General features: G+C 59.2%; 5 protein-coding genes and 1 pseudogene. 3 read left to right on the forward strand and 3 right to left on the reverse strand.

The genetic code is table 11. The features are described 5' to 3' along the window. Positions 1-223 precede the first annotated feature (223 nt). The 3 genes from GYA94_RS28040 to GYA94_RS01495 all read right to left on the reverse strand — a co-directional run bounded on the left by GYA94_RS28040 (position 224) and on the right by GYA94_RS01495 (position 1,967). Entirely contained in the window at positions 224-352 is a 129-nt protein-coding gene (locus GYA94_RS28040; protein ID WP_009683677.1) for a PA1414 family protein, read from the reverse strand. A 186-nt stretch (positions 353-538) separates the two neighbouring features. After that, complete coding sequence (locus tag GYA94_RS01490) at positions 539-1,465, reverse strand: DMT family transporter (protein WP_161891678.1); 927 nt, start codon at positions 1,463-1,465, stop codon at positions 539-541. Positions 1,466-1,571: 106 nt separating this feature from the next. After that, the gene (locus GYA94_RS01495; RefSeq protein ID WP_110678649.1) at positions 1,572-1,967 is read right to left on the reverse strand and encodes a transcriptional regulator; all 396 of its coding nucleotides are present in this window, start codon (positions 1,965-1,967) and stop codon (positions 1,572-1,574) included. Between the two features lie 178 nt (positions 1,968-2,145). Here GYA94_RS01495 and GYA94_RS01500 point away from each other — a divergent pair. The 3 genes and pseudogenes from GYA94_RS01500 (at position 2,146) to GYA94_RS01510 (ending at position 3,199) form a co-directional block, all read left to right on the forward strand. Beyond that, positions 2,146-2,459: pseudogene (locus GYA94_RS01500) on the forward strand (type II toxin-antitoxin system RelE/ParE family toxin). Next, positions 2,440-2,733 carry an addiction module antidote protein gene (locus tag GYA94_RS01505; RefSeq protein WP_009683681.1) on the forward strand — a complete coding sequence of 98 codons (294 nt, stop codon included), beginning with the start codon at positions 2,440-2,442 and terminating at the stop codon, positions 2,731-2,733. The pseudogene GYA94_RS01500 and the gene GYA94_RS01505 overlap by 20 nt, the downstream one beginning before the upstream one ends. 190 nt (positions 2,734-2,923) lie before the next feature. Continuing rightward, positions 2,924-3,199, forward strand: a complete 276-nt coding sequence (locus GYA94_RS01510; protein WP_110678647.1) for a hypothetical protein — start codon at positions 2,924-2,926, stop codon at positions 3,197-3,199. The last annotated feature ends 172 nt before the right edge of the window (positions 3,200-3,371 follow it).

The following is a 3,371-nucleotide window of genomic DNA, read 5'->3' on the forward strand; positions in this document are numbered from 1 at the left end:
AGGCCAGCATTTTGCCTCGGGCTTCCTTCAGATTCGCAGTCGCCCACGACACCCTTGCCTCTGGCTAACACTTCCCCTTGTCGGGTGTGTAGAGGACTTTCACCTCCAAGTCACCAGCGAGGCCACCACAACCAAGCTGGTTGCGCTATCGCGCAACGCGCCATGCCTGGCGCACCACAAAAAGGCCGCAGCCCCCACCCAGGTGCTGCGGCCTTTGCTTGTATCAGCGACGACGCGGTTGGCGCTTGCGCTGCTCTTCATCAGTCGGGATCGGCACCGGCTGCAAGGGTGGTGGAATCAGCCCCAAGGCGACCGCCAGGTCGTGGAGCCAGTTGGACAGTGGTTTATTCATAATGCCCCCTTGACGGGTCAGCCTCACGGCGAATCAATCCTGCAATGTTTCATACAGATCATAGCCCGATGTCCTGTATTACGCATGCCTCTGCTCTTACAGATAGGGGCCATTCTGACGCGGATCAAGCCATAGCGGCGCATTCCGACGACTGGTTAATCGTTTCGCTTTGTTGCAAGCGTTCCACTACCCCACCCACTTGCGCAGTTGCTGCTTAACCCAAGGTTCGGCACTTACCAGAATCACCCCCAGCAACACCATCACCGCACCGCCCACAAAATGCGCGGTCAGCGGCTCGTCCAGCAGCAAGACCCCAAAGGTTACGCCGAACAGAGGGGTGATGAAGGAAAACACCGCCAGGTTCGATGCCAGGTATTTGCGCAGTAGCCAGAACCAGGTCAGGTAGCTGACGAACGACACTACAACCCCCTGGAACAGCACGCTACCCATGGCCAAAGGCGTGAGCGACACCTCGCCGATCTGCCCGCTGAGCAGGGCAATCAGCAACAATCCGGCAAACCCCACCGCCAGTTGATAGAACAAGGTCAGGGTCGCCGGCGCTTCCGACAGGCGTGAGCAGCGCACCACCACCGTGGTGGCGCCCCAGGCCAGCCCGGCGATCACGCCAAACGCATCGCCCAGCAAGGTGCGGCTATCCATGTGCTCGAACGACATGCCTCCGGCAAAGGCCGTGGCAATGCCGCCGAAGGCCAGCAGGATGCCAAGCCATTGCAACAGGCGCAGGCGTTCACTGGCCAGGCGCAGGTGCAACCCCAACGCGGTGAAGACTGGCGCCGTATAAAGAAACACCGACATGTGCGCCGCCGAGGTCAGCTTCAGGCCCTCGGCAATGAACAGGAACTCGACACCGAACAAAGCACCCGCGACCAACCCAGGGCGCCAGGTACTACCGACCTGCTCCCAGGTGCCACGCCAACACAGCATCAGGCCGACCAACACTGCGGCGATACCGTTACGCAATGCCGCCTGCATCACCGGGGCGATGTCCACGGCGGCGGTCTTGATCAGCACCTGCTGGCAGCCCCAGATCAGGCACAGGCCCAGCATGACCTGGAAGGCAAAGGCATCAGGGTGCTTGCGGGCCGCATTCATGGGCGGGCCTCTGAGGTGAACGTAGGCATGGGCAGCAACTCGGCAGCGTTCAGAAGCTACCGATTATCGGGTTTTCACGGCCACCCATGCCAGCCTCAAAACGACCTCAAGCGATTTGCGCTTTTGCCGACACCTGTTCGAAGGTGGTCTCGTCCAGCGCATCTACCTGCTCGTCCAACACCTGGCGCGGGTGCTCGAAGCCAGGGATGCTGCTGTCGATCAGGCTCATCAGCCGCGAGCCGCGCTCGGTCAGCACGAAGTTCTCGCCGTTGCCGCCGTCTTCCTCAGGCCGGCTTTCGATAAAGCCACGCTCGATCAACAGCTTTTCATATTCACAGGCACGAGTTTTCAAGCGATCCAGGTCACCCACCGGCTCACCTTTGGCGGCCAGCGCGGCAGCGTGCTGCTCGGCGTAGGGGCGTGGAGTGAAGCTGTGACCGGCGCCGTTCTGCACCTCGTGCAGCAAGCGTTCGATCAGGTCCCAGTCGTAGGTGGTGCTCATGGCTACGGGCTCCTGCTGTGGACGAAAGGGTTACACAGGTTGGGACTCGGGGCTGAGACGGGGTGTTCCGAGAAAAATGAGAGTGGATGCAAATGGCAGGTGCGAAGCGAGCCATTGCGCAATACGCAGAAACCATTTGCTGGCGAGTCGTCTGTAGTTTATAAACTACATTAATTCGATGAAAAAAATCGAATCCAGCAGTTTCAGACATTGGGTGAGCGGGCTCCGGGATGTTAGCGCCAGAACGCGAATCATTGCTCGGATCAACCGATTGATGGAGGGCCTGCCTGGCGTGTATCACCGGTTGGCCACGGCGTCAGTGAACTCAGGGTCCACTATGGGCCCGGCTACCGCGTATATTTCCACCAGGCGGGCAGTACGTTCGTCATTCTTTTGTGCGGCGGCGATAAAAGCAGCCAACGACGGGACATCAAAGCAGCCCAACATATTCTGCGTTCGTGGAGGATGCAAAATGACACAAACCTTCTCTGAATTCGATCCCGCCGAATACCTCACCACTCCTGAAGCAATCGCCGTGTTCATGACTGACGCCCTGGAGACCGGGGATGCCAGCTATGTCGCCAAAGCTGTCGGCGTAGTAGCGCGTGCCAAAGGCATGAGCGAGCTGGCAAAAGACACAGGGCTATCTCGTGAACAGCTTTACCGGTCGTTCAGCGAGCATGGCAACCCAACCCTCAAATCGTTCCTGACCGTGATGAAAGCATTGGGTATACACATGACAGCGCGTCCTCACATCGCAGGCTGACCCACTGCCTCTCCAGTGATCTGGGTAGTACCCGACCTCGATACATTTGTCAGAAGAGGCGCAGCACCGTTGGTGGCGGCATTTCAGAAACAGAATGCTTCCATCATGAAAGATCCACTGGTCGTGAGCACTGAACTTCCCAGCACCCACAAGCTTCCACCGTGCATGACCATTGCTGGAGGGAGGAAGGATGAAACAGCTGCTATCCATTATGGGCTGCGCCACCGTTTTGCTGTGCGCCAGCCCCGCCTGGGCCTGCACACCGGAAGAAGCGACGCAGAAACGTGAAGAGCTGGCCGGGCTGGTCACCCAACTGACCGAGCAGAACCCGCAAAAGGCGAAGGAAATCAATGAAGAGCTGCAGGGGATGGACCTGAGGACGGCGAGCCAAGACTTGCCCGACAAGTGTCAGCTGATTGACCAGCGGATCAAGGAGTTGAAGGTAGCGGAGCAGAAGGCTGAGTGATGGGGTGTTTCCAATGGCCCTATCGCCGGCAAGGGTAGCCGCTGCATCTTCAGTGCCTGTGAGAACGAGCGCCGCCCGCGCGGCGCATCGCGAGCTGCGCTCGCTCCTACGTTTGTTTCGGGCCAGTAACCCCTGTGCCAGATGCGCGCGACCGCCTTGTTCGTACGACGCG

Source organism: Pseudomonas juntendi (genome assembly GCF_009932375.1).
GTDB classification, from domain to species: Bacteria; Pseudomonadota; Gammaproteobacteria; order Pseudomonadales; family Pseudomonadaceae; genus Aquipseudomonas; species Aquipseudomonas juntendi.